The organism is Snodgrassella sp. CS2 (assembly GCF_050310315.1).
In the GTDB taxonomy this organism is placed as follows: Bacteria; Pseudomonadota; Gammaproteobacteria; order Burkholderiales; family Neisseriaceae; genus Snodgrassella; species Snodgrassella alvi_E.
In genome coordinates, this window is the sequence record NZ_JBNPBA010000006.1 from 100,623 (window position 1) to 121,741 (window position 21,119).

The following is a 21,119-nucleotide window of genomic DNA, read 5'->3' on the forward strand; positions in this document are numbered from 1 at the left end:
TTGAACGTAACTGCCGTAAATTCGCTAAGGAAGCAACAGCATGCTAAATAAACCCGAAGAATTCATCATGGCCATTCTCGCCGGCATCTGGGTAGTGATCACCTTCATCATCTGCCGCTATCTGCAACTGCCAACAGATACCGGTTTGCTTGTCACCACCTTGACACTGGTGTGGGCACTGGTGTTTTTTCTGCTATGGCAACGCGCACGCACGCGCAACATATGGCCATTATTCTTGGGTTTACTGGTCATGTGCTGGTGGCGTGCCATTCACCACGGCTCAAGCGAAATCATGCTCAATAGTGATGGCAGCACAACCAAATTGGTACATTGGTACGGCAGCTGGACAGCACTCATTATCTACGCCCTGATTCCGGTTATTGCCGGCTATGCTTTCAAATGGTGGCAGCATAAACGGCAACGCCCGCAGCCTAGCGCCTAAATTTCCATTCGCATCATTCTACCGTGCGGCAAAACCACAGTTTTGCCGCAAACTCATTTACAGAAGATAGGCGGCTTTCCCACAATCCAAATCCTGCCGGCAAAAAACAACAGCCTGTCACACACATCTGCTCCCAAAATCCATATTTTTACTTAATCGGGTAAAATTCCGGAAATCAGACTGGATAACCGGACAGCAACCACTAAAATCACTACATCTACCACAGAACACATCAGCCCAAACCCATGTCCCAAACCGCACACAATTTGCAGCAACGCCGTCGATTAGGCCGCATGCGCCTTCTGGCTACCAGCCTACTGTGTGCTGCCTGCGTCTTATTTGTGTTCAGTTGTCTGTGGCAGCAGCACTATCCGGCACTCGCTTACCTGAAAGCATTTGCCGAAGCAGCCATGGTAGGTGCACTGGCTGACTGGTTTGCGGTTACAGCCCTATTCCGCCATCCACTCGGTTTGCCCATTCCTCACACCGCCATTCTGCCGCAAAAGCAAAATAAAATCGCCGATGAGCTCGCACGCTTTATCGAAAACAATTTTTTGCAAGACAAAGCCATCGCCAGCCGCATTTATCGTCTGCATCCGGCCACAAGCGCATTACAATGGCTGGTCAATACAGACAACCAACAGCAATGGTTGCCTATCCTTACTCGTCAGATTCCGCTCCTATTACGCACCGCCACCGCTAGCGACGTCTCCCGATTCATTAGCCAACTGCTAAACACACAGTACAGCGGTGCCCGCGTAGGCAAAACATTAGCCAACATCTTGCTATTGATAAACAAACAAGGAATCGACACCATTCTCCTGCGTGCGCTATTACAACAAGTGCGCCGCTGGCTACAAAACGAACAAACACGAGCTCAGTTGGAAAAAAGCCTGTTGTCATGGGTAGGCAGAATAGAAAAGAGCGACCCCTCCACATGGGACAAACTCAAAGCCTCCCTCAAAACCACCCTCACTGCACAGATAGATGACTGGGTAGCCGGCAAAGCCCTCAACTGGGCTGATTCCTATATAGACGCTGTACTAGACAATCCACAACATGCATTCTGGCGTGCCAGTCGCAAACAACTGCTCATTATCGAGCGGCAGTTACGCCGCAACCGCAGCTGGCACCGCAAACTGGCCACCAGCCGGCAGCAATTACTACAATCATCCGCCTTACAGCAAAGCATCATGGATTTATGGGATAGCTTCGTCGGCTGGAGTGAGCAGGACATCACTCAACATAACTCTTGGTGGCAGCAACAGCTCATCCGCCTGTGTACCCATATGCAACAGCAAGCCAGCCAGTATCCGCAATTTATGCGCCGGCTCGACACCCGCATCACACTATGTGCACGCCATTTCATCCAGCAGTACAAAAATCGCGTCAGCCAGTTTATCGCAGACAAAGTAAAAAGTTGGGACAGCCGGCAGATGGTAGATAAACTCGAGCTAAGTGTTGGCCGCGATTTACAATTCATCCGCATCAACGGCACATTGGTGGGCGGATGTATCGGTCTCATCATCTACGTACTATCACAATGGTTAAGTCACTAAAAAATTAAAGCACATTAACCTGTCCCCCTAAACAAATGATTTTATTGTTTAAAGATTTGTTTGTATTGATTAAGATATAATAAGCCACATCCATACCTGCATCTGGACAGACTCACCCCATGTATATTCCCTCCCGCTTTCTTGTTTTTCTTGCACTGTCCTGCATCCTCGTCAAAGCGCAGGCTCAGCCAGTTAATTCAGATCCTCATACCGCCGAACTAAGTCCCATTGTGGTTGTTGCTTCAAAGCAAAATGCACCCGGTATCGAAATTATCGACCCCAAAAACGCCCTTCAGCCCCTACCGGCACAGGATGGTGCCGACTTACTCAAATCCGTAGCCGGGATGAGTGTTACCCGCAAAGGCGGTAGCTCCGGCGACCCTTTGCTGCGCGGACTTGGCGGTTCGCGCCTGCTCATTACTGCCGACGACCAATCTGTACTCGGTGGCTGCCCGGGACGCATGGATCCGCCCACATCCTATCTCTTTCCGGCCAGTTACGACCGCGTAATCATCACCAAAGGCCCTCAAGCCGTTAATCAGGGACCGGGTATGATCACTGGTTCAGTCCGATTCATGCGTGACGAAAAACCACTAACACAGCCCACGGCCAAACTCGATAGCGCCCTTACCAAAGGCTCATTTGGCCGTAGCGATGCCTACATAGACAGCACACTAGGCAACCAGTACGGCTGGCTTCGACTCAACGCCAGCCACAACGAATCAAAAGACTACAAAGATGGTAATGGTGACACCGTTCATTCGGCTTTCAAGCGCAACAACCAAATAGTTCAGGGTGCCCTCACACCCTTCACCGATACCTTGCTTGCCGTACAGTACGAACACAGCACCGGCCATGCCCGCTATGCCGACCGGTCAATGGACGGTACCCAATTTAACCGCCGTGGCTGGTCAATGAAACTGCGTCAGCAAAACATAACCGACTGGCTAAGCCAGATACAGTTTGAATACGGCCGCAGCAAAATTGATCATGTCATGGACAACTTCAGCCTGCGTACTACTCCACCAATGAAAATGAATGGCGGCATGGGTATGGGCATGAAAATGGGTACAGGCATGAACGGAATGGACAGTACGCATCAAGCAGCCATGCCGGTACGGCGCTTGTATTCAGTCATGAATCCAGGACGTGAAATTAAATCAGCCAAACTGTCGGCACAGATAGAGCTTGGCAACACCCACAGCGAAATTGGCACAGACTGGCAAAGTGACGAAGTCAGCGCACGCCCGATGGTAATGAGCACCGACAAACATCAGGCAGAAAACTTCACCAGATGGCCGTTTGAATGGAATCAGACTTATAAACGCCATGGTGTCTACGTGCAAAGCGAATGGAATTTCGACGAAAACTATAGCCTCTACGGTGGTCTGCGTCACGACTGGACCAATACCCAGTTCAACCCTAAGAAAAATACCATTGCCCCAAATTATCTACATCAACATGAAGGCCTAAACGCAGGCTTCATGCGTTTGCAACACCGTGGTGACAGATTCACCAGCTATATTGGCTATGGTCAGGCCGAGCGTGCCCCCGATTATTGGGAACGCAGCAAAACAAATGGAGAAAAACTGCACAAAGAAACCAACCACGAAATCGACGCTGGTCTCAGCTATCAAGGCAGCAGCATCACCAGCTCCATCGACATCTTCGCTAGCAGAATCAATGATTTCATATTGATTGAAAGCATAAACAACAAAAATTTTGCCCGCCAGATTAATGCCCGTCGCTATGGCTTCGAAGCCAAAACCAACTGGCAGTTTACCCCACACTGGAATCTTGGTGGCAGTCTGGCTTATACCTACGCCAGCAACCGCAGCGACAAACGGCCGCTAGCACAAACACCACCACTAGAATGGCGCACGTACCTCAACTGGGAAAACGAACACTTCAGCGCCGGTGCCCTTTGGCGTTTAGCTGCCAGCCAGCATCGCTATGCCAAAAATCAGGGCAACATCGTCGGCATGGATTTAGGCCGCAGCAATGGTTTCGGCACGCTTGCCCTCAATGCAGGCTGGAAACCCAACAAACACGCACTCGTACAAATCGGCATCGACAACCTCTTCAACAAAACCTATGCCGAAGCTGTCAACAAATCTGCCTACGACTTCGACACCTATTCCGTACAGGAACGTCGCGTCAACGAACCCGGCCGTACTCTTTGGGCACGGGCTCAGATACGCTTCTGATACATTGCCAACCCACATACAAAAACCCCGGATATCCGGGGTTTTCAATCAACAGAATAGACACCAGCGCATCAGCGCAACAACTTCTGCTGCTGGCGTAAATGCCAATATTGCTGCTGCTGTTTAGGCGTCAGAATCTGATAAATATCGTGTTCCCGTTTCAGCTGTAAAAAATCATAATCAGCACGAGCCTGTTGCTGCTGCGCCCATATCTGCTGTTCCTGCGCAATCATATTCTTAGCCTTAGCATCATCAAAACGTTTGCCAGTAACCAGATTTCTACGCAGCTGCTGAAGATTAGACAATGTCTGCCGATTTTCATTACTCATCAACGGACGCTGACTAGCATATTGATGATCAATTTTCTGCACCAGCGCCTTCTGTTGCGTACTCAAATTCAACTGCGGCAAAATTGAATGCGTATTCACCCACCCTTTTACCGGTGCATGTTCTTGAACCACTACAGTTTCAGTCATCACCGCAGTGGGCACCTCCGTTGCGGGTGCTGCAAAAGCAGCCATACTCAAAGAAGATAAAGCAGCCAGCGTTACTACACGGGTAAAACTTTTCATAACACAACTCCTTATTATTTCAGTTAACAATGCACCACAGCATCACATTCTTATATCATCAACAGTATTTCATAAACCAGCGTAAAAACAGGAATATAAATGCAATTAATAAGTAAACAATACCATTATAGCGCTATCAGAAAAAAAACAGCACCTGCATTACAGGTGCTGTTGAATCAAACGGCCAGAATTATTTCTTATCCGGCAGCGCATAAGCAATTACATAATCGCCTACATCCGTAGCATGGCTGGTGCCACCAGCTGAAATCACTACATATTCCTTACCTGTTTTCGGCGAAACATAAATCAGCGGAGCAGCCACCGAACCTACCGGCAGACGCGCCTTCCACACTTCCTTACCTGTTTTCGCATCCAGAGCACGCAGATAATAATCCTGCGTACCAGCAAAGAACACCAGACCAGAAGCTGTAGCAGTAGGGCCGCCCAAAGTAGGCATACCAATCGGCATTTGCTGATGCGTCTTAATACCCAGCGGACCAGTATCCTGCACCGTACCCAAAGGTACCTGCCATACTAGCTGCTTAGTGGTTAAATCAATAGCACTCATTGTACCGAACGGAGGCTGCTGACACGGCACACCCAGTGGAGATTGCAGAATATCAATCTTCACCCCACCATAAATACCTGCCACCTGCGGCCGGATTGTACCCATAAAGCCAGGTACTTCATCAGTGGATACCTTATACTGCTTAGCCTGCTCACGAGTGACCAACTGCATACGCAGTGCCATGCGCATATCATTAACAAACATTAGATTGCGCGATTCATCAATCGAAATACCGCCCCAGTTCATACCACCCAATAGACTAGGCCATTCAATATAGGGTTGCGCACCCGGTGGCGTGAAACGGCCTTTGTATACCGATTTCTTAAACAAAATACGGCAATACAGCTGGTCAAACGGTGTAATACCCCACATCCGTTGCTCAGTCAGCGTTTCATTTCCGATACTCGGCATACCTACCGAATCCGGCTGCGTAGTCGCCAGATGCTCACCTTCTGCAGCCGGAGCAGTCGGTACAGGGCGTTCCACTACCTTAGTCACAAACTCACCATTGCGACGGTCAATCACAAAAATCTGACCGGTCTTAGTGGTCTGAATCAGAGCAGGAACTTTCTGTCCCTTATCATTAGTCACATCATACATCACCGGCTGAGAAGGCAGGTCATAGTCCCACACATCATGGTGAATCAGCTGACGCACCCAGCGCAGCTTACCCGTGCTGGCATCTAGAGCCACCACAGCCGCACCGAATTTTTCTTTAATGTGATTGCGGTCACCGCCCCAGTAATCCGGAGGACCATTACCAGTTGGTAAGTAAACTTGATTCAGTTCTTTATCATAAGTAGGAATAGTCCATACATTTGGGGTTTCTAAGGTATAGTTCTGACCAGGTTTAGCTAAACCATCCGGTTTACCAATATCCCAAGTCCACACCAGCTTACCGTCACGCACATCAAACGCACGCACCGCACCGGAAGGCTCACCATGCACGATGTCACGTACCCAGCCGCCAACCACCGTCAGATGCCCCATCATTACCGGTACCGAAGTTGGGTGATAGCGCTTACTGTTTTCAGTCGGCCCCATATAGGTTTTCAGGTCCACATAGCCTTTATTACCGAAACCTGGGCACAACGTACCTTTATCCGCATCCAGTGTAAATAAACGTGCATCAACAGTAGAAACCACAATACGGCGGCGGCATACCGGCTCAGTATAGGCTGCTTTCTCAGCTGCAGTCAGACTTTCGTCCTTATCCATATCATAATAGCCAACACCACGACAGGTCACATGTTCAGCTGTACGCGCTTTTGGGTCAAAGCGCCAAATCAGCTTACCTGTATCCGCATCAATAGCCGAAACCAGATTTTCCGGCGTACACGAATACAGTTTGTCACCAATCTGCAACGGCGTATTCTCATCCACACCAATCGCCTTGCCACTGGTACGGCGGCCGGTATGGAACGTCCATGCCACCTGTAGATTACGTACATTATCTGGATTAATTTGCGTATAAGGCGCAAAACGCGTCCCGTGCTGATTACGGCCAAAAAATGCCCAATCAGCTGGATTACGCGCACTTTCCTGAGCAGCAGCTGCATTCTCGCTAATGGCGACCTGATTACGAATCTCACCATGCGGAAAATATGCCGCAATAAGCGTAGCCAACAACGCCAGGAAAATAACTGCTCCGCCCCAGTTGTAGAAACGGCGAGCCCCAGTCGAAACACCTGAATAACCACTGCCTGACCAGAAAGTCATCATCAGCAGCAGAGCCGGCACTACCAGTCGCGACAATAGCGGCCAGAAAGTCAGCTCCGGTGCATCCACCAATGCCCAGATAAACGTTGCCACAAAAATCAGCAGTGAAACTAAAGCCATACAAGACTTACGCTTAGCTACCAGCACCGCCAGCACCAAATACGCAATACCGGCCAGCAGATAATACATGGATCCGCCCTGCATCAGCAGCACTATCCCGCCATAGCCCAGCGCCAGACCACTTGCCAGTAAAATCAATACCAGCAGCCAGCGAGGTAAACAACGCCAGCAACCACCTGAAGAACCAGACATCAACTACTCCTAACCTGAAGTGTGTGAATAAAAAATTGCCACCCAACACGCAAAGCCTCCACCCTGCCCGTCAGCCAGCAATCAATACCAATATTTGAAATAATTATTTATAAATCAATGAAATTAAATGACCTAAACAAACAAAATTAAAATAAAATTAACAAAACAGCATTATTATTAACTTGAAAATAAGCCATTGTCAAAAAATTAACATTCAGGCTATAGTTGATAAGTAAAAACAGACCAAGCAAAAAATTAAAAAAGTGCGCATTTTGAAAAAAATTCTGCTTTCTGCCTGCGTCGGCACTCATTTAAATCCAAACAAATCCATAATCTCATTCTTTATCATCACATCAGAGTAGTCCTAACAGCCGGATTTACGGCCATAAAAAAAGCGAAACCGCTACTAGTAGCGGTTTCGCCATCATCATAGAGACCAGAGCAGTACCGGCAGAATTATTCCGACCTACGCACGGGCAGTTAACGCAGCCACAGCTGGCAAAGTCTTACCCTCCAAAAACTCCAAAAATGCACCACCGCCAGTACTGATATAACTAATATCATCCTTGACACCAAACTGAGCAATCGCCGCCAGCGTATCGCCGCCACCGGCAATTGAAAAAGCTTCACTAGCCGCAATTGCCTCAGCCAGCACCTCAGTACCATGCGCAAACGAAGCAAACTCAAACACCCCTACTGGGCCGTTCCAAACAATTGTTCTGGCCGATTTCAGCATCTGTGCCAGCTTTTGTGCCGACTGCGGGCCAATATCCAAAATCATATCATCCGCCGCCACATCTGCCACATTTTTGATTTCAGCCGGCGCATCTGCCGCAAAGCGTTTTGCCACTACCACATCAGTGGGCAGGGGAATATCCCCGCCCTTAGCCGCAATTTTGTCCAGAATCTGCCGCGCACTGTTTACTAGCTCCGATTCCGCCAGCGACTGTCCCACTGGCAAACCTTGTGCCAGCAAAAAAGTATTAGCAATCCCACCGCCAACAATCAAATGGTCCACTTTATCAGCCAAACTCTCCAGAATCGTCAGTTTAGTCGATACCTTACTGCCACCCACAATCGCAACAACCGGTGTTTGGGGATTTTGCAACGCTTGTGACAGCGCATCTAGCTCAGCAGTCAACAGCATACCAGCACAGGCCATACCCACCACCGCGGCTACCGCTACAGTAGAAGCTTCAGCTCGGTGTGCCGTCCCAAACGCATCATTTACATACACATCACCCAGCGCAGCATAAGCCGCAGCCAGAGCTGAGTCATTTTCTTTTTCACCAACATTCAGGCGCACATTAGGCAGCATCACCACCTCTCCCGCCTGTAACTGTGGTTTATGCTCACGCCAATCTTCCACTACCCTGACTTCTTGCCCCAGCAGCTCGCCTAGACGCTGTGCTACCGGCGCCACACTGTCTTCCGGCTTCGGTGCTCCAGCTTTCGGACGCCCCAGATGCGTCAATACCACCACAGCAGCCCCTTGCTGCAAACAAAAACGGATTGAAGCCAGCGAAGCACGAATGCGCGTATCATCTGCAATCACACCATCCTTTACCGGCACATTCATATCCACCCGAATAACAACAGTCTTGCCCGACACATTCTGGTCAGCCAACTTTTTAAACAACATGGTAGAGTTCCCGAAACAAAAATCGCCGACAAAATCGCCTTACCACCCAAAACCGCCCGACGACCACCTCATCAGCGCAACAAACACATAAAAATAGTTATCAAGCACAAAAAACTTGAAAAACTTTGAATTATCTTATAATTTAAATTCAGGGTAAAGTCAGAAACCGGATAAAACCGAAAGCACATATACCCTTAATATAGTTAATACCATTATCAACCCAACATATAAGCATACTCAACAGGATAACATCATGACCCTTGCCTACTGGTGTGTTTTCATAGCCATGCTACTGCCATGGATTACCGCCTTTTATGCAAAAAAAAGCGGTGGTTTCATTGCCGACGACAATCATCAACCGCGCGCATTTCTGGCTAGAGCGTATGGCAAAGCTGCTCGCGCCAATGCAGCGCAACAGAATGGTTACGAAATTTTTGCCCCCTTTGCCGCTGCGGTTATCATAGCTCATGCCACTGGCAAGGCTGCTCAGCTCACTATTAATTACTGGAGCGTTCTATTCATACTCAGCCGGCTAGGTTACCTATATTGCTACATCAAAGATAAACCCTTTGCCCGCTCCTGCATTTGGGGAGTAGGCGTCGTGTGCATCATCTCCTTATATATCGCTTCCATCTAAAAGTGTAGTCAGTAGCAATATAAAAACATAACCAAAGCCTACAGACAGCAGTAGTCAGACATAAAGCCTAACAGCTGCCGTCTACTACACTTTACATCTTCTATCGGAGTCCATACATGGCAAATCACACTGCCTCATGTTTGTGTGGAAAAATTACTTTTTCCCTTGAACTGGAAAATTATTCCATGAGTGCCTGCCACTGCCATACCTGCCGCCAATGGAATGCTGGTCCATTAATGACCATCATGCATACTGGCAAAATTCACTTTCACAACAAAGAGCTGATTACTCATTATCAATCATCAGAATGGGCAGAACGGGCATTCTGTTCAGCATGCGGCACCCATCTTTACTACCGATTAAAACACAACGGCCTATATTACATAGCTGCATGGATTTTCAAACCACCCCTGCCACTGGACTTCAACCTACAAGTGTATATAGACAACAAACCCGACTGCTACACCTTCGCCAATCAAACCCATAACATGACAGAAGCCGACATTCTGCAAATGATTGCAGATAAAAACTAAAATACCAGTCACACCATATCAACAGGTATAGCTTCTGATAAAAAACAAGCCACATAACACATCCGTATTATATGGCTCACATATTCCATTCCTTACTAACACAATTGCGACAACATCACATCCGTTCCACTATCATGGCAATACCCTGACCGCCGCCAATACACAGCGTAGCCAAACCAAGCTGTACATCACGTTTACGCAAACCATACAGCAGGCTTACCAGAATACGTGTACCACTGGCACCAATGGGGTGACCAAGTGCAATTGCCCCACCATGAACATTGGTTTTATCCATATCAAAGTTTAACTCACGCCCAACCCCGAGAAACTGCGCAGCAAAAGCCTCATTAGCTTCAATAAGATCAATATCCATTAAAGACAGACCGGCTTTCTGTAAAGCTTTCTGTGTAGCCGGTACAGGTCCCAAACCCATCAGCGCAGGATCAACACCGGCACTGGCATAGCTACGAATACGCGCTAGCGGTTGCAAACCCAGCTCTCTGGCTTTACTTTCCGCCATCACCATCACTGCTGCCGCACCATCATTAATACCAGATGAATTACCCGCCGTCACCGTACCATCGGCACGGAAAGCCGGTTTTAACTTAGCCAGCCCCTCAGCAGTTGCTTCTGCACGCGGATACTCATCACGAGCAAACACCACTTCACCCTTACGCGACTTAATCGTCACCGGCACAATTTCAGCGTCGAACACACCAGCAGCCACAGCCTGTGCCGCCAGCTGCTGCGAGCGTAAAGCCAGCCCGTCCTGCTCCTGCCGGCTAATCTGATATTTTTGTGCGATATTTTCAGCAGTAATACCCATATGATAATGATTGGTCGCACAAGTCAGACCATCATGAACCATCGTATCAATTACCTGCTGATTGCCCATACGAAAGCCCCAGCGTGCTCCACTGTCCAGCAGATACGGTGCACGGCTCATATTTTCCATACCACCCGCAATAACCACTTCTGCATCTTTAGCTGCAATAGCCTGTGCCGCCAAAGCCACCGTTTTCAGGCCAGAACCGCATACTTTATTTACCGTATAAGCCGGTACCGTATCATTCAACCCAGCTGCCAGTGCTGCCTGCCGTGCCGGATTTTGTCCCAGTCCTGCCTGCAACACGTTACCCATCACAACTTCATCAACCAGCCCCGCATCGACACCGGCACGACTAATCGATTCTGCAATCACTAATCTGCCTAAATCCACCGTACCCACACTGGCCAGCGAACCATTGAAACTGCCTACTGGTGTACGCGCTGCACTAACAATTACCGCATGTTCCATATCTACTCCTTAACCTGACAACTGCCCGTTTTACAGACCTCGCTGGCTGATTGTCATTTCGCAGAAATTTTCTGCAACCACAAATTCAGCCTGTGTTTTGGCCTTAATCGTTTCCAAATCAACGTCCGGCGCATGCTCCTGCAACACCAGCTGCCCATCGTCAAAAGCAAACACCGCCAGCTCAGTAACAATCAGATTTACCTTGTTTTTAGCTGTCAGCGGCAGACTACATTTTTTCAGAATCTTCGATTCACCGTTCTTCGTGCAGTGTTCCATACCGATAATCACACGACGAGCTCCGGTAACCAAATCCATCGCTCCTCCCATGCCCGGCACCATTTTGCCAGGTACCATCCAATTGGCCAGGCTGGCTTCCTGATCCACTTCCAGACCACCCAGCACACAGGCATCCACATGGCCGCCGCGAATCAGCGCAAATGAAAACGCACTGTCAAAAGTACAGCCACCAGCAGCAATACCACACGGCTGCCCCCCAGCATTCACCATATTCGGATTGGCTTCATCTGGATTAAATGCTGCCAGACCCAGAAAACCATTTTCAGACTGCAAGGTAATATGAACATCTTCCGGCACATAATTGGCCACCTGTGTCGGCAGACCAATCCCCAGATTCACCACATCACCGTCATTAAATTCCAGCGCAATTCTGCGTGCAATCAGCTCTTTTGCATTCATGGCAATAATCCCCTATGCTGGATAAACAATATAATCAATCAGTGCTGCTGGCGTAATCGCTGCATCTGGTGTAATTGCGCCTACTTCAACCACGTTATTCGCTTCCACAATTACCGTTTTCGCCGCCAGAGCAACCAGCGGGTTGAAATTCTGCGCCGCCAGCTCATACACCAAATTACCCAGCTTATCGGCCGTTTTGGCTTCCACAATAGCCAAGTCAGCCTCCAGAGGCAGTTCCAGCAGAAACTCGCGCCCATTCACCTCAATTTTCTGCTTACCATCCTCAACCACCGTTCCCAGCCCTGTTGGCGTCAGCACTCCGCCCAGACCAGCACCGGCTGCACGGATACGCTCAGCCAAAGTACCCTGCGGCACCAGCTCCACCTCAATCTCGCCGGCAATCATTTTTTTACCAGTTTCCGGATTGGTACCAATGTGGGAAGTAATTACTTTTTTCACCCGATTATGCGTAATCAACGGCCCTACACCGGTTTCCACAAATGCCGTGTCATTGCCGATAATCGTTAAATCTTTCACCCCTGCATCCAGAATGGCCTGTACTAATCTGGCGGGCGTACCTATACCCATAAAACCGCCAAACATAATTGTCATGCCATCCCACAGATGATTTTTCACATCTGCCAAACTGAGCTGTTTCGTTTTCATATTTTTCTAACCTGAGACAAACCAAAATCCAGACAAAAAGCAACTATCCTTCCAGCCTACATGCACATCAGGACATTTCGTCTTGTCAGCCGGCGGTGCCCACAGCTACCGCCAGCCATTTAGCAATTACTCAATATCCATATCTAGAATTGCGGCGCTTAGCCCTTTGCCATGCATATCGTGAGCCAGAGAACGGGTCACCCCGCCACCCAGCGCGCCATACATCACAAAATTCAGCGCACCAATATTTGGCAGCTCATAGCGCACCACCTCACCAGTCACAACGTCAGCAAAAAACGCTTTCACCTTTTCCGGTGTAACAGCCGCTTTCAGACGCTCAAAGTCTTCAGGTTGATAAGCAATTACCGAAATATTAGAAGTATTGCCCTTATCACCAGTACGAGAGTGTGCAATTTCACGTAGCTTCATTATCAAACCTCCAGATAGTCAATGCTGGTTGTCACCAGATTACGCGGAATATAAGTAGAATCCATCGCCACAATTTCTTTGACAGACTTCATTGCACCGCCACCGCCAGCAGGACCATTGGTATACAAAGCTTCCACTTCATTCCCCACCACCGCAGCAGCAGCTTTCGTTTCAAAACGGCCGGCTACACGTACACGCACTTCGTAAGGCTGACTATTCCGAGACAACGTCGCCCCATGCAACGAATCCACTCCGATTAAATCGAAACGAACCTCTTGTGGCTGCACACCAGTAATCGCAAAACGTTCTTTCACAATGTCCAAAGCCAAACGACCACGCTCAACCGCACCAGGGCCGGCATAGCTCATCTCACCTTCACCAATAAAGCCATCCTCATAACCCACAGACACCTTCAACGTTTCTGGACGCGCACGGCCGGTACCGCCTGATACCGCCACACGATCCTTACCCACCTGAGTAAACGTTACCTGACTGAAATCAGCAGTCACATCCGGCGTTTTGTACTCATCCGGCCGATGAATTTCATACAGCATCTGTTCTTTACAAGTATCAGGCGTCACCATACCGCCAGAACCTTCAACTTTAGTAATCACTGCATCACCATCTGCACTGATTTCAGCAATTGGAAAGCCTAAACATGCCAGATCAGGTACATCACGATAGCCTGGGTCAGCAAAATAGCCACCGGTAATTTGGCCGGCACATTCCAACAAATGTCCCAGAATCGTGCCTTTACCCAGATGCGCCCAATCATCCTCTGCCCATTGAAACTCATGCATCATAATAGACAGGAATAAAGACGGGTCAGAAACACGGCCTGCAATCACAATATCCGCCCCGTTAGCCAGCGCCTGCACCATGGGTTCCGCACCAATATAGGCGTTGGCGGATACAATTTTCTTGCCACATTGCGATACCGGTTTTTGCTGTTCATCCAGCAGCAAATCCTGCTGCATGACCTGTTCAAAAACATCATCACCTTCAATAATCGCAATTTTCAGATTTTTAGCGCCTAGCGAACGCGCAATCTCAGCAGTTAACTTCGCAGCAGCCCGCGGATTGGCAGAACCCATATTGGTCACAATCCTAATGCCTTTTTCCAGACAGGCCGGCAATACCGCCCGCATGCGTGCACCCAGCAATTCATTAAAACCAGCATCCGGATTGTGTTTTTTCTGGCGCTGACCAATCGCAATCGTCCGCTCAGCCAAACATTCAAACACCAGATACTGAATATTCCCTTTTTCAGCCAGCTCAACTGCCGGCTCAATCCGGTCGCCGGCATATCCGGCACCGCAACCAATTCTGATTTTTTTCATCATCCATACCTCATTACACACAATAATTTACAAACAGCCTTTTACAGCGGGAATACACCCGTCACCACTGCACCAATCGCCATCACAATTGAAGCCAGCCACAAAACCGGAATACTGAATCTCTGATGATCGGCCAGATCCACACCACACAGACTGCATAAGAGAAAAGTAGCAGGAGTCAGCGGACTTACCGGAAAACCTGTAGTCATCTGTCCCAGCAAAGAAGCCTGTGCCACCTCAATCGGCGGGAAACCGCCAATATTCGCCACTACCGGCATAATGCCGAAATAATAAGAATCAGGATCAAATACCAGACTCAGCGGCATCGCAATCAGACTGACAATAAACGGAATATGAGAAGAAAGCGCATCAGGCACAAAATGGCCAGCAGAAACCGCCATTGCCTTAAGCATGCCGGATTCACCCATAATGCCAGTGAACACACCTGCCGCAAACAAAATCGAGGCCATCATCAGCGCACCCTTAGCATGCGCATTAATTCGCGCAGATTGCTCAGCCGGTTTACGGTAATTCAGCGTCAGCGCAATACAGCAGGCCACCATAAAAATAACAACCGGCGGAATCTTAGTGGCCACCATACCGGTAATCACCAAAACCACCAGAATAATATTCGGCCAGAATAAATGCGGACGACGCAGTTTGTGTTCTTCCTCAGTCAGCTCCTTAGGCGCAAAATGCGTTACCGCATTTTCATCACCACCAGCACCGGCTGTAGCTCCAGCCAGCCTCAAACGCCGTTCTTCCTTACGACCCCAGTACCAGCCCATAAATACCATGAATGCCAAACCGCAAATCTGTGCAGGAATCAAAGGCGTAAACAAATCATGCGTCGATACATCCAAAGCAGCCGCAGCGCGAATCATCGGCCCCGTCCAAGGCAGAAAATTTACACCAGCACTCAATGCCGTAATACCGGCCAGAATTCTTTTATCGATGCCCAACTTGTCATACAAAGGCAGCATCGCCGGCACAGTAATCAGAAAAGTCACCGCACCATTACCATCCAAATGCGCAATCAGCGCCAGCACACCCGTACCGATAATGATTTTCTTCGGACTGGTACCGACAACCTTTAGAATTTTGGCAATAATCGGATCAAACATCCCCGCATCGCTTACCACACCAAAGAAAATAATGGCAAACACGAACATAGCCGCCATCGGTGCCAGTTTCGCAATCCCCGCCACCACCATCTTAGGAATCGTGGTGTAATGTGGCACAATTTCTTGACCACCATCAAACAATGGCACAGCATAAAGCGCAACCACCGCTCCCAGAATCGGAATCGTAATTAAAGCGACAATCGGCGATAGCCGCTTGCTCATAATACAAAACAGCAAAGTTGCAATAGTTAATATGCCTATTAAAGCCAGCATAAAAGTCCCCTTTTGGGTCGTTATTAATAAAAAAAAGAATCAATATCCAACAATGCAGCATTCTCACCATAACGACCCACCCTGTCTAATCGATTAAAAAGATGGATTAATAAAGAAAATCGATTAATCAAATCCGCTTTAAAAAACATTGATAAAAAAAATAATAAACTTTGCAGAAAATATGCTATCGTAGAAAATGATAAAAATAAAAACGGCAATTAATGATATATGAATATATCAATCAAACAGATAAAAGCTTTTCTCGCATTGGTCGAAGAAGACAATTTCACCCGAGCCGCACAGAAAATTCATTTATCTCAGCCTGCATTCAGCAGCCTTATAGCTAATTTAGAACAGGAAATCGGCTACCGCCTGTTTGACCGAGATACCCGCAAAGTTCGCCTAAATGAAAACGGTATCCACTTCATCAAACTGGCACGTGAACTCATGTTTGCTTACGAACGGACAACCAAAGAAATACGTTCTCATGCCAATGCCTATCAGGAAAAATTAATACTCGCAGTCATGCCCTCCATCGTCGTGCAATGGGTGTCGCAGCTGCTGGCCACCTTTCATCACCGGCATGCCAACATCAAAGTCGAACTGTTAGACACACAATGGGACTTATGCCTACAAGCTTTATTACAAGGACACGCCGAGCTGGCCTTAACCGCCAAATCCCCGTCTTTAACAGAAATATCATCTGAATTTCTTTTTTCAGATAAATTTCATCTTATTTGTCATATAAACCATCCATTGGCGTGCAAAGACAATATCCAACTCAAAGATCTACTGGAATACGACATGATAGGCTTCACCAAAGGCACTAGCATCCGCCACTATGTCGATAAAATCGTTGATTTATTTGGAATTAATTATGTAGTTGAAGTCAGTCAACTCACCACCATGATGGGGCTGGTTGCAGCAAACTATGGCATTGGACTTGTGCCCAGACTGACCTTATTTCAGTTTGAGCACAATAATCTGGTCGTCAAAGACGTACAAGACATGAATCTGGAACGATCCATATATCTGATAAAACACAAAGAACGAAAACTCTCAGCACAGGCGGAGAATTTTTACCACCATATCAAAGCCAATATCTTCAGCGATTAACTACCCGTATTAGCAAATAATTTTTTTATTTTCCAGCAGTAGCCAGACGGGCACGACGCTGGCCGGATGCAGAACGAGATACAGCAGGCGAAGCACTACTACCGCTCACACTAATTTCATACTGCAACTTCTCATAAGTAGCCTTACCTATACCCTTTACCTTCATAATATCCGCAGTAGAAGTAAAAGGACCATGTGCATTCCGATATTCCACAATCGCCTGCGCTTTTACCGCTCCAATATTCGGTAAGGATTGTAGCTGCTGTGCTGTAGCAGAATTAATATTTACCGCTGCCCGCACCGAAACCATAGCCAACAATAATGTCAGCAGCACAAACATTTTCCGCATTTGCATTTCCCCTGCATATCCAGTTGAAGAATTGAACACATCCTTACACTCAGAATGTGCCAAAAGCATAAAACACAAATAACATTTATGCAAATATTATTTTTATACCCATTCTGTAATTCATATAGCACAAATACCCAAACAACCCACCACAAACCAAACATAAAAAATATACTTTCCTTGAAAGGTTTGCACAGATTCAGGATAATCCATACCGGATAAACCCTGTCCCATACAACAAGGTTTAGAACCTCACTAAAACAAAGCTGATTCAGGCAGCTGTCACCCTTCATCAAAAGGCAACTTCATGGCATCACATCAGGCTAACGCAATTCGCTTTCTAGCAATGGACGCAATTCAACAGGCCAACTCCGGCCACCCTGGCGCACCAATGGGCATGGCCGAAATGGCAACTGTACTGTGGCGCGAATTCCTGCAACACAACCCGGCAAATCCTAAATTCTACAACCGTGACCGCTTCATTTTATCCAATGGCCACGCCTCCATGTTGCTGTACAGCCTGCTGCATCTGAGCGGCTACAACCTCAGCATAGAAGACCTGAAAAACTTTCGTCAGCTGCATAGCAAAACACCCGGCCACCCCGAGTATGGCTACACTGATGGCGTCGAAACCACCACCGGTCCTCTGGGACAGGGCATCGGTAATGCAGTTGGTATGGCATTAGCCGAAAAAATTCTGGCAGCCCGATTCAATAAACCCGGCTTCAACATCATAGATCATTACACCTACGTTTTCGTCGGTGATGGCTGCTTAATGGAAGGTATCTCACACGAAGTATGCTCACTGGCCGGCACCCTCAAACTAGGCAAACTAATTGTTTTATATGATGACAATAACATTTCCATTGATGGCAAAGTAGACAACTGGTTTAGCGAAAACATTCCTGAACGCTTTGCTGCTTACGGCTGGCATACCGTGGCCAATGTAGACGGCCATGATGAAGCCGCCATCCGCGCAGCCATCACCGCCGCTAAAGCAGAAACTGATAAACCATCTATCATATGCTGCAAAACCAAAATTGGAAAAGGTGCAGCTAATAAAGAGGGTAGCCATAAAACCCACGGCGCCCCACTAGGTGCCGAAGAAATTGCCGCCACACGGACAGCCCTTAACTGGACACATGCGCCCTTTACCATTCCACAGGAAATCTACGACGATTGGAATGCAGCAGCAGCCGGCGCAAAACTGGAACAGGACTGGCAAGATTTATTTAGCCGTTACCAGCAGCAATATCCGGCTGAAGCAGCCGAATTCTTGCGACGCATGGATGGCAAATTGCCAGAAAATTTTAACGAACACGTGCAAAACGCACTTGAACAAGTATGCAATAAAGCAGAAAAAGTAGCCACACGTAAAGCCAGTCAGAACAGCATCGAAATTCTGGCGCAAATCCTGCCAGAGTTTGTTGGCGGTTCTGCAGATCTTACACCCTCAAACCTGACTGACTGGTCCGGCAGTAGTACAGTAACAGCCACAGACGGCGGCAACTACATCCATTATGGCGTGCGCGAATTCGGCATGGCAGCCATTATGAATGGCCTAAGCCTACATGGTGGTATTAAGCCGTTTGGTGCTACTTTCCTAATGTTCAGCGAATATGCACGTAATGCCCTGCGCATGGCCGCACTGATGCGTATCAATCCGATATTCGTATTTACTCACGACTCAATTGGCTTAGGAGAAGACGGCCCTACACACCAGCCTGTGGAACAAATCGCTACCTTACGCCTCATTCCGAATATGAGTGTATGGCGTCCGTGCGACAGCGCAGAATCATTGGTGGCCTGGGCTGATGCCGTAGCTGCTGAAAACCACCCAAGCTGCTTAATTTTCAGCCGTCAGGGATTACCTTTTATGCCAAGAACCAGCCAGCAGCTAGCAGATATACGCCGTGGCGGATACGTATTAAAAACCGCAAATGAAAAAACAACACAGGCCGTACTGATTGCCACTGGTTCCGAAGTTGAACTAGCCATTAATGCGCAAAGCAAACTAGCCGAAATGGGCATAGGCACTACCGTTGTCTCTATGCCCAATACCAATATCTTCGACAGGCAAGATAAAGCATATCGCGACAGTGTCTTACCAGCCGGCATACCTCGTATTGCCATAGAAGCTGGCGTCAGTGATTCTTGGTACAAATACGTAGGCAACAATGGAGCCATTATCGGCATCAACCGCTTTGGTGAATCTGCGCCTGCAGAGCAACTCTTCAAAGAATTTGGCTTTACCGTTGAGCAAGTAGTTGATGTGGTTAAACGCCTAATTTAAATCAACTCGTAAAAAAGCCAGCAGTAATTGCTGGCTTTTTTATATCAGATCAATTCCCATCAATCTTTTACATTAACATGGCGCGTTTCTGGCATCATCAACATCGCTATGATAGAAAATACACTGGTAACCACCACATAATAAGCAGGGGAGACTGCACCAAAATGCTCTATTAACCAGGTTAACACAAACTGCGCCGTACCTCCGAACAATGTCACGCCAATCGCATAAATTAACGATACACCCGTTGCGCGCAACGCAATCGGCATCATTTCTGGAATTGCCACCAAACTACTGGCACCACTCATTCCTGTTAACAACGTAACTGTCATCGTCACCAGCAACAACATTGCCACACTTTCAGTTTTTACCAACATATAAAACATTGGCACAATCAGCAACATCAAAGCCACACGTGGCCAGAGCATAATACTTTTGCGCCCATATTTATCAGCCAGAAAACCGGCTAGCAGAGAAAACAGAAACATCATTACCCCGCCCAAAACAGTACTAATTTGAGCAACTGCCGGATTCAACTCAAGCGTATTAATAGCAAAAGTAGTCATATAATTGCCAACCTGAGCCGTAATAGCAGTCGACATCAAAGCTAAAATACCCAGAATAACCTCTTTTCGATAACGCGTGAATATTATCTTTATTATCTGAGAATCACTATGATAGGCTGGTTCTTCCAAAGTTTCCGGTAAAGCACGGCGAATATAAACGGCAATCGGAATTAATGCCAGACTCACCAGAAATGGTATACGCCATCCCCAACTAGCCAACTGTTCGGAACTCAGTGTAGCAGAAACAACATAACCCACCACTCCGCCTACAGCCACTGCAATACCCTGACTAGCCATTTGCCAGCTGGCATAAAAAGCGCGTTGATTAGGAGGCGCTGATTCGATAAGCATAGACGAAGCCGGACCAACCTCTCCACCTAGCGCCAAACCTTGTACTAGACGAGCCAACAGCACAATAATTGGTGCAGCAATACCGATACTTTCATAACTAGGCGTAGCAGCCAGCCCCAGCGTACCAATCGTAATTAACGTTACCGTTAATATCATGGCCGCTCTTCGCCCTTTTTTATCTGCATAAGTACCAATTAACAGTCCACCAAGAGGACGAGTAAAAAAACCTACACCATAAACAGCCACAGCAGTCAGCAAGCTGATAAATTTATCATCATTTGGAAAAAAAGACTTTGCAATATAAACAGAGAAAAACGAATAAATAATAAAATCGTAAAATTCTAGTGCATTACCCGCTACTGCCGCAGCTATCGCTTTCGCCGGTGGCTTCTTGTGTTCAACAGCCTCTTGGCCTGTATTCATATTAA

At 47.7% G+C, this 21,119-nt stretch carries 18 protein-coding genes; 7 read left to right on the forward strand and 11 right to left on the reverse strand.

All coding sequences use genetic code 11. The features are described from left to right. Positions 1-40 precede the first annotated feature (40 nt). The 3 genes from ACQP6D_RS09015 (at position 41) to ACQP6D_RS09025 (ending at position 4,208) form a co-directional block, all read left to right on the forward strand. Complete coding sequence (locus ACQP6D_RS09015; RefSeq protein ID WP_367489564.1) at positions 41-442, forward strand: hypothetical protein; 402 nt, start codon at positions 41-43, stop codon at positions 440-442. 245 nt (positions 443-687) lie between these two features. Continuing rightward, the gene (locus ACQP6D_RS09020; protein ID WP_427857999.1) at positions 688-2,001 is read left to right on the forward strand and encodes a DUF445 domain-containing protein; all 1,314 of its coding nucleotides are present in this window, start codon (positions 688-690) and stop codon (positions 1,999-2,001) included. A gap of 119 nt (positions 2,002-2,120) precedes the next feature. Continuing rightward, complete coding sequence (locus ACQP6D_RS09025; protein ID WP_427858000.1) at positions 2,121-4,208, forward strand: TonB-dependent receptor domain-containing protein; 2,088 nt, start codon at positions 2,121-2,123, stop codon at positions 4,206-4,208. 71 nt (positions 4,209-4,279) lie between these two features. On the opposite strand, the gene ACQP6D_RS09030 is transcribed toward ACQP6D_RS09025, so the two are convergent. From ACQP6D_RS09030 to ACQP6D_RS09040, 3 genes are all read right to left on the reverse strand, one after another. After that, the gene (locus tag ACQP6D_RS09030) at positions 4,280-4,780 is read right to left on the reverse strand and encodes a Spy/CpxP family protein refolding chaperone (RefSeq protein ID WP_100139635.1); all 501 of its coding nucleotides are present in this window, start codon (positions 4,778-4,780) and stop codon (positions 4,280-4,282) included. A gap of 190 nt (positions 4,781-4,970) precedes the next feature. Further along, positions 4,971-7,379 (reverse strand): membrane-bound PQQ-dependent dehydrogenase, glucose/quinate/shikimate family, encoded by a 2,409-nt coding sequence (locus ACQP6D_RS09035; RefSeq protein ID WP_100152157.1) that lies wholly within the window; start codon positions 7,377-7,379, stop codon positions 4,971-4,973. Positions 7,380-7,845: 466 nt separating this feature from the next. Beyond that, positions 7,846-9,021, reverse strand: coding sequence for a phosphoglycerate kinase (locus ACQP6D_RS09040; protein WP_427858001.1), 1,176 nt, complete (start codon positions 9,019-9,021; stop codon positions 7,846-7,848). A gap of 253 nt (positions 9,022-9,274) precedes the next feature. Between ACQP6D_RS09040 and ACQP6D_RS09045 the strand changes: the two genes are divergently transcribed. Together ACQP6D_RS09045 and ACQP6D_RS09050 are read left to right on the forward strand one after the other, a co-directional pair. Beyond that, positions 9,275-9,658 (forward strand): MAPEG family protein, encoded by a 384-nt coding sequence (locus ACQP6D_RS09045; RefSeq protein WP_267391478.1) that lies wholly within the window; start codon positions 9,275-9,277, stop codon positions 9,656-9,658. A gap of 116 nt (positions 9,659-9,774) precedes the next feature. Continuing rightward, positions 9,775-10,191 (forward strand): GFA family protein, encoded by a 417-nt coding sequence (locus ACQP6D_RS09050; RefSeq protein ID WP_427858002.1) that lies wholly within the window; start codon positions 9,775-9,777, stop codon positions 10,189-10,191. Between the two features lie 115 nt (positions 10,192-10,306). Here the strand turns inward: ACQP6D_RS09050 and ACQP6D_RS09055 are convergent, their stop codons facing one another. The 6 genes from ACQP6D_RS09055 to ACQP6D_RS09080 all read right to left on the reverse strand — a co-directional run bounded on the left by ACQP6D_RS09055 (position 10,307) and on the right by ACQP6D_RS09080 (position 16,016). Further along, positions 10,307-11,488: an acetyl-CoA C-acetyltransferase gene (locus tag ACQP6D_RS09055; protein ID WP_427858003.1), complete on the reverse strand. Its 1,182-nt coding sequence runs from the start codon at positions 11,486-11,488 to the stop codon at positions 10,307-10,309. A 30-nt stretch (positions 11,489-11,518) separates the two neighbouring features. Then, complete coding sequence (locus ACQP6D_RS09060; protein WP_427858004.1) at positions 11,519-12,184, reverse strand: 3-oxoacid CoA-transferase subunit B; 666 nt, start codon at positions 12,182-12,184, stop codon at positions 11,519-11,521. A 12-nt stretch (positions 12,185-12,196) separates the two neighbouring features. After that, a complete protein-coding gene (gene atoD / locus ACQP6D_RS09065; RefSeq protein ID WP_427858005.1) occupies positions 12,197-12,850 on the reverse strand; it encodes an acetate CoA-transferase subunit alpha in 654 nt (217 codons plus the stop codon). A 126-nt stretch (positions 12,851-12,976) separates the two neighbouring features. Beyond that, on the reverse strand, positions 12,977-13,279 hold the full coding sequence (locus ACQP6D_RS09070) for an AtuA-related protein (protein WP_100139627.1): 303 nt from the start codon (positions 13,277-13,279) through the stop codon (positions 12,977-12,979). A gap of 2 nt (positions 13,280-13,281) precedes the next feature. Further along, a complete protein-coding gene (locus ACQP6D_RS09075; RefSeq protein WP_427858006.1) occupies positions 13,282-14,619 on the reverse strand; it encodes an acyclic terpene utilization AtuA family protein in 1,338 nt (445 codons plus the stop codon). A 41-nt stretch (positions 14,620-14,660) separates the two neighbouring features. Then, the gene (locus ACQP6D_RS09080; protein ID WP_427858007.1) at positions 14,661-16,016 is read right to left on the reverse strand and encodes a CitMHS family transporter; all 1,356 of its coding nucleotides are present in this window, start codon (positions 16,014-16,016) and stop codon (positions 14,661-14,663) included. A 228-nt stretch (positions 16,017-16,244) separates the two neighbouring features. Here ACQP6D_RS09080 and ACQP6D_RS09085 point away from each other — a divergent pair, with 228 nt between their 5' ends. Beyond that, positions 16,245-17,132 (forward strand): LysR family transcriptional regulator, encoded by an 888-nt coding sequence (locus ACQP6D_RS09085; RefSeq protein WP_267408340.1) that lies wholly within the window; start codon positions 16,245-16,247, stop codon positions 17,130-17,132. Between the two features lie 25 nt (positions 17,133-17,157). Here ACQP6D_RS09085 and ACQP6D_RS09090 read toward each other — a convergent pair whose 3' ends face one another. Further along, complete coding sequence (locus ACQP6D_RS09090) at positions 17,158-17,481, reverse strand: ComEA family DNA-binding protein (RefSeq protein WP_427858008.1); 324 nt, start codon at positions 17,479-17,481, stop codon at positions 17,158-17,160. 307 nt (positions 17,482-17,788) lie between these two features. Between ACQP6D_RS09090 and tkt the strand changes: the two genes are divergently transcribed. Further along, entirely contained in the window at positions 17,789-19,774 is a 1,986-nt protein-coding gene (tkt, locus tag ACQP6D_RS09095; protein ID WP_427858009.1) for a transketolase, read from the forward strand. Between the two features lie 59 nt (positions 19,775-19,833). Here tkt and ACQP6D_RS09100 read toward each other — a convergent pair whose 3' ends face one another. After that, positions 19,834-21,114: an MFS transporter gene (locus ACQP6D_RS09100; protein WP_427858010.1), complete on the reverse strand. Its 1,281-nt coding sequence runs from the start codon at positions 21,112-21,114 to the stop codon at positions 19,834-19,836. Positions 21,115-21,119 lie beyond the last annotated feature (5 nt).

Bases quoted from the DNA above. Each gene is read 5' to 3' on its own strand.
- ACQP6D_RS09050 (WP_427858002.1), top strand. From the start codon at position 9,775: ATGGCAAATCACACTGCCTCATGTTTGTGTGGAAAAATTACTTTTTCC.
- ACQP6D_RS09030 (WP_100139635.1), bottom strand. From the start codon at position 4,780: ATGAAAAGTTTTACCCGTGTAGTAACGCTGGCTGCTTTATCTTCTTTG.
- atoD (WP_427858005.1), bottom strand. From the start codon at position 12,850: ATGAAAACGAAACAGCTCAGTTTGGCAGATGTGAAAAATCATCTGTGG.
- ACQP6D_RS09055 (WP_427858003.1), bottom strand. From the start codon at position 11,488: ATGGAACATGCGGTAATTGTTAGTGCAGCGCGTACACCAGTAGGCAGT.
- ACQP6D_RS09075 (WP_427858006.1), bottom strand. From the start codon at position 14,619: ATGAAAAAAATCAGAATTGGTTGCGGTGCCGGATATGCCGGCGACCGG.
- ACQP6D_RS09090 (WP_427858008.1), bottom strand. From the start codon at position 17,481: ATGCGGAAAATGTTTGTGCTGCTGACATTATTGTTGGCTATGGTTTCG.
- tkt (WP_427858009.1), top strand. From the start codon at position 17,789: ATGGCATCACATCAGGCTAACGCAATTCGCTTTCTAGCAATGGACGCA.
- ACQP6D_RS09040 (WP_427858001.1), bottom strand. From the start codon at position 9,021: ATGTTGTTTAAAAAGTTGGCTGACCAGAATGTGTCGGGCAAGACTGTT.
- ACQP6D_RS09080 (WP_427858007.1), bottom strand. From the start codon at position 16,016: ATGCTGGCTTTAATAGGCATATTAACTATTGCAACTTTGCTGTTTTGT.
- ACQP6D_RS09045 (WP_267391478.1), top strand. From the start codon at position 9,275: ATGACCCTTGCCTACTGGTGTGTTTTCATAGCCATGCTACTGCCATGG.
- ACQP6D_RS09070 (WP_100139627.1), bottom strand. From the start codon at position 13,279: ATGAAGCTACGTGAAATTGCACACTCTCGTACTGGTGATAAGGGCAAT.
- ACQP6D_RS09025 (WP_427858000.1), top strand. From the start codon at position 2,121: ATGTATATTCCCTCCCGCTTTCTTGTTTTTCTTGCACTGTCCTGCATC.
- ACQP6D_RS09015 (WP_367489564.1), top strand. From the start codon at position 41: ATGCTAAATAAACCCGAAGAATTCATCATGGCCATTCTCGCCGGCATC.
- ACQP6D_RS09035 (WP_100152157.1), bottom strand. From the start codon at position 7,379: ATGTCTGGTTCTTCAGGTGGTTGCTGGCGTTGTTTACCTCGCTGGCTG.
- ACQP6D_RS09060 (WP_427858004.1), bottom strand. From the start codon at position 12,184: ATGAATGCAAAAGAGCTGATTGCACGCAGAATTGCGCTGGAATTTAAT.
- ACQP6D_RS09085 (WP_267408340.1), top strand. From the start codon at position 16,245: ATGAATATATCAATCAAACAGATAAAAGCTTTTCTCGCATTGGTCGAA.
- ACQP6D_RS09020 (WP_427857999.1), top strand. From the start codon at position 688: ATGTCCCAAACCGCACACAATTTGCAGCAACGCCGTCGATTAGGCCGC.
- ACQP6D_RS09100 (WP_427858010.1), bottom strand. From the start codon at position 21,114: ATGAATACAGGCCAAGAGGCTGTTGAACACAAGAAGCCACCGGCGAAA.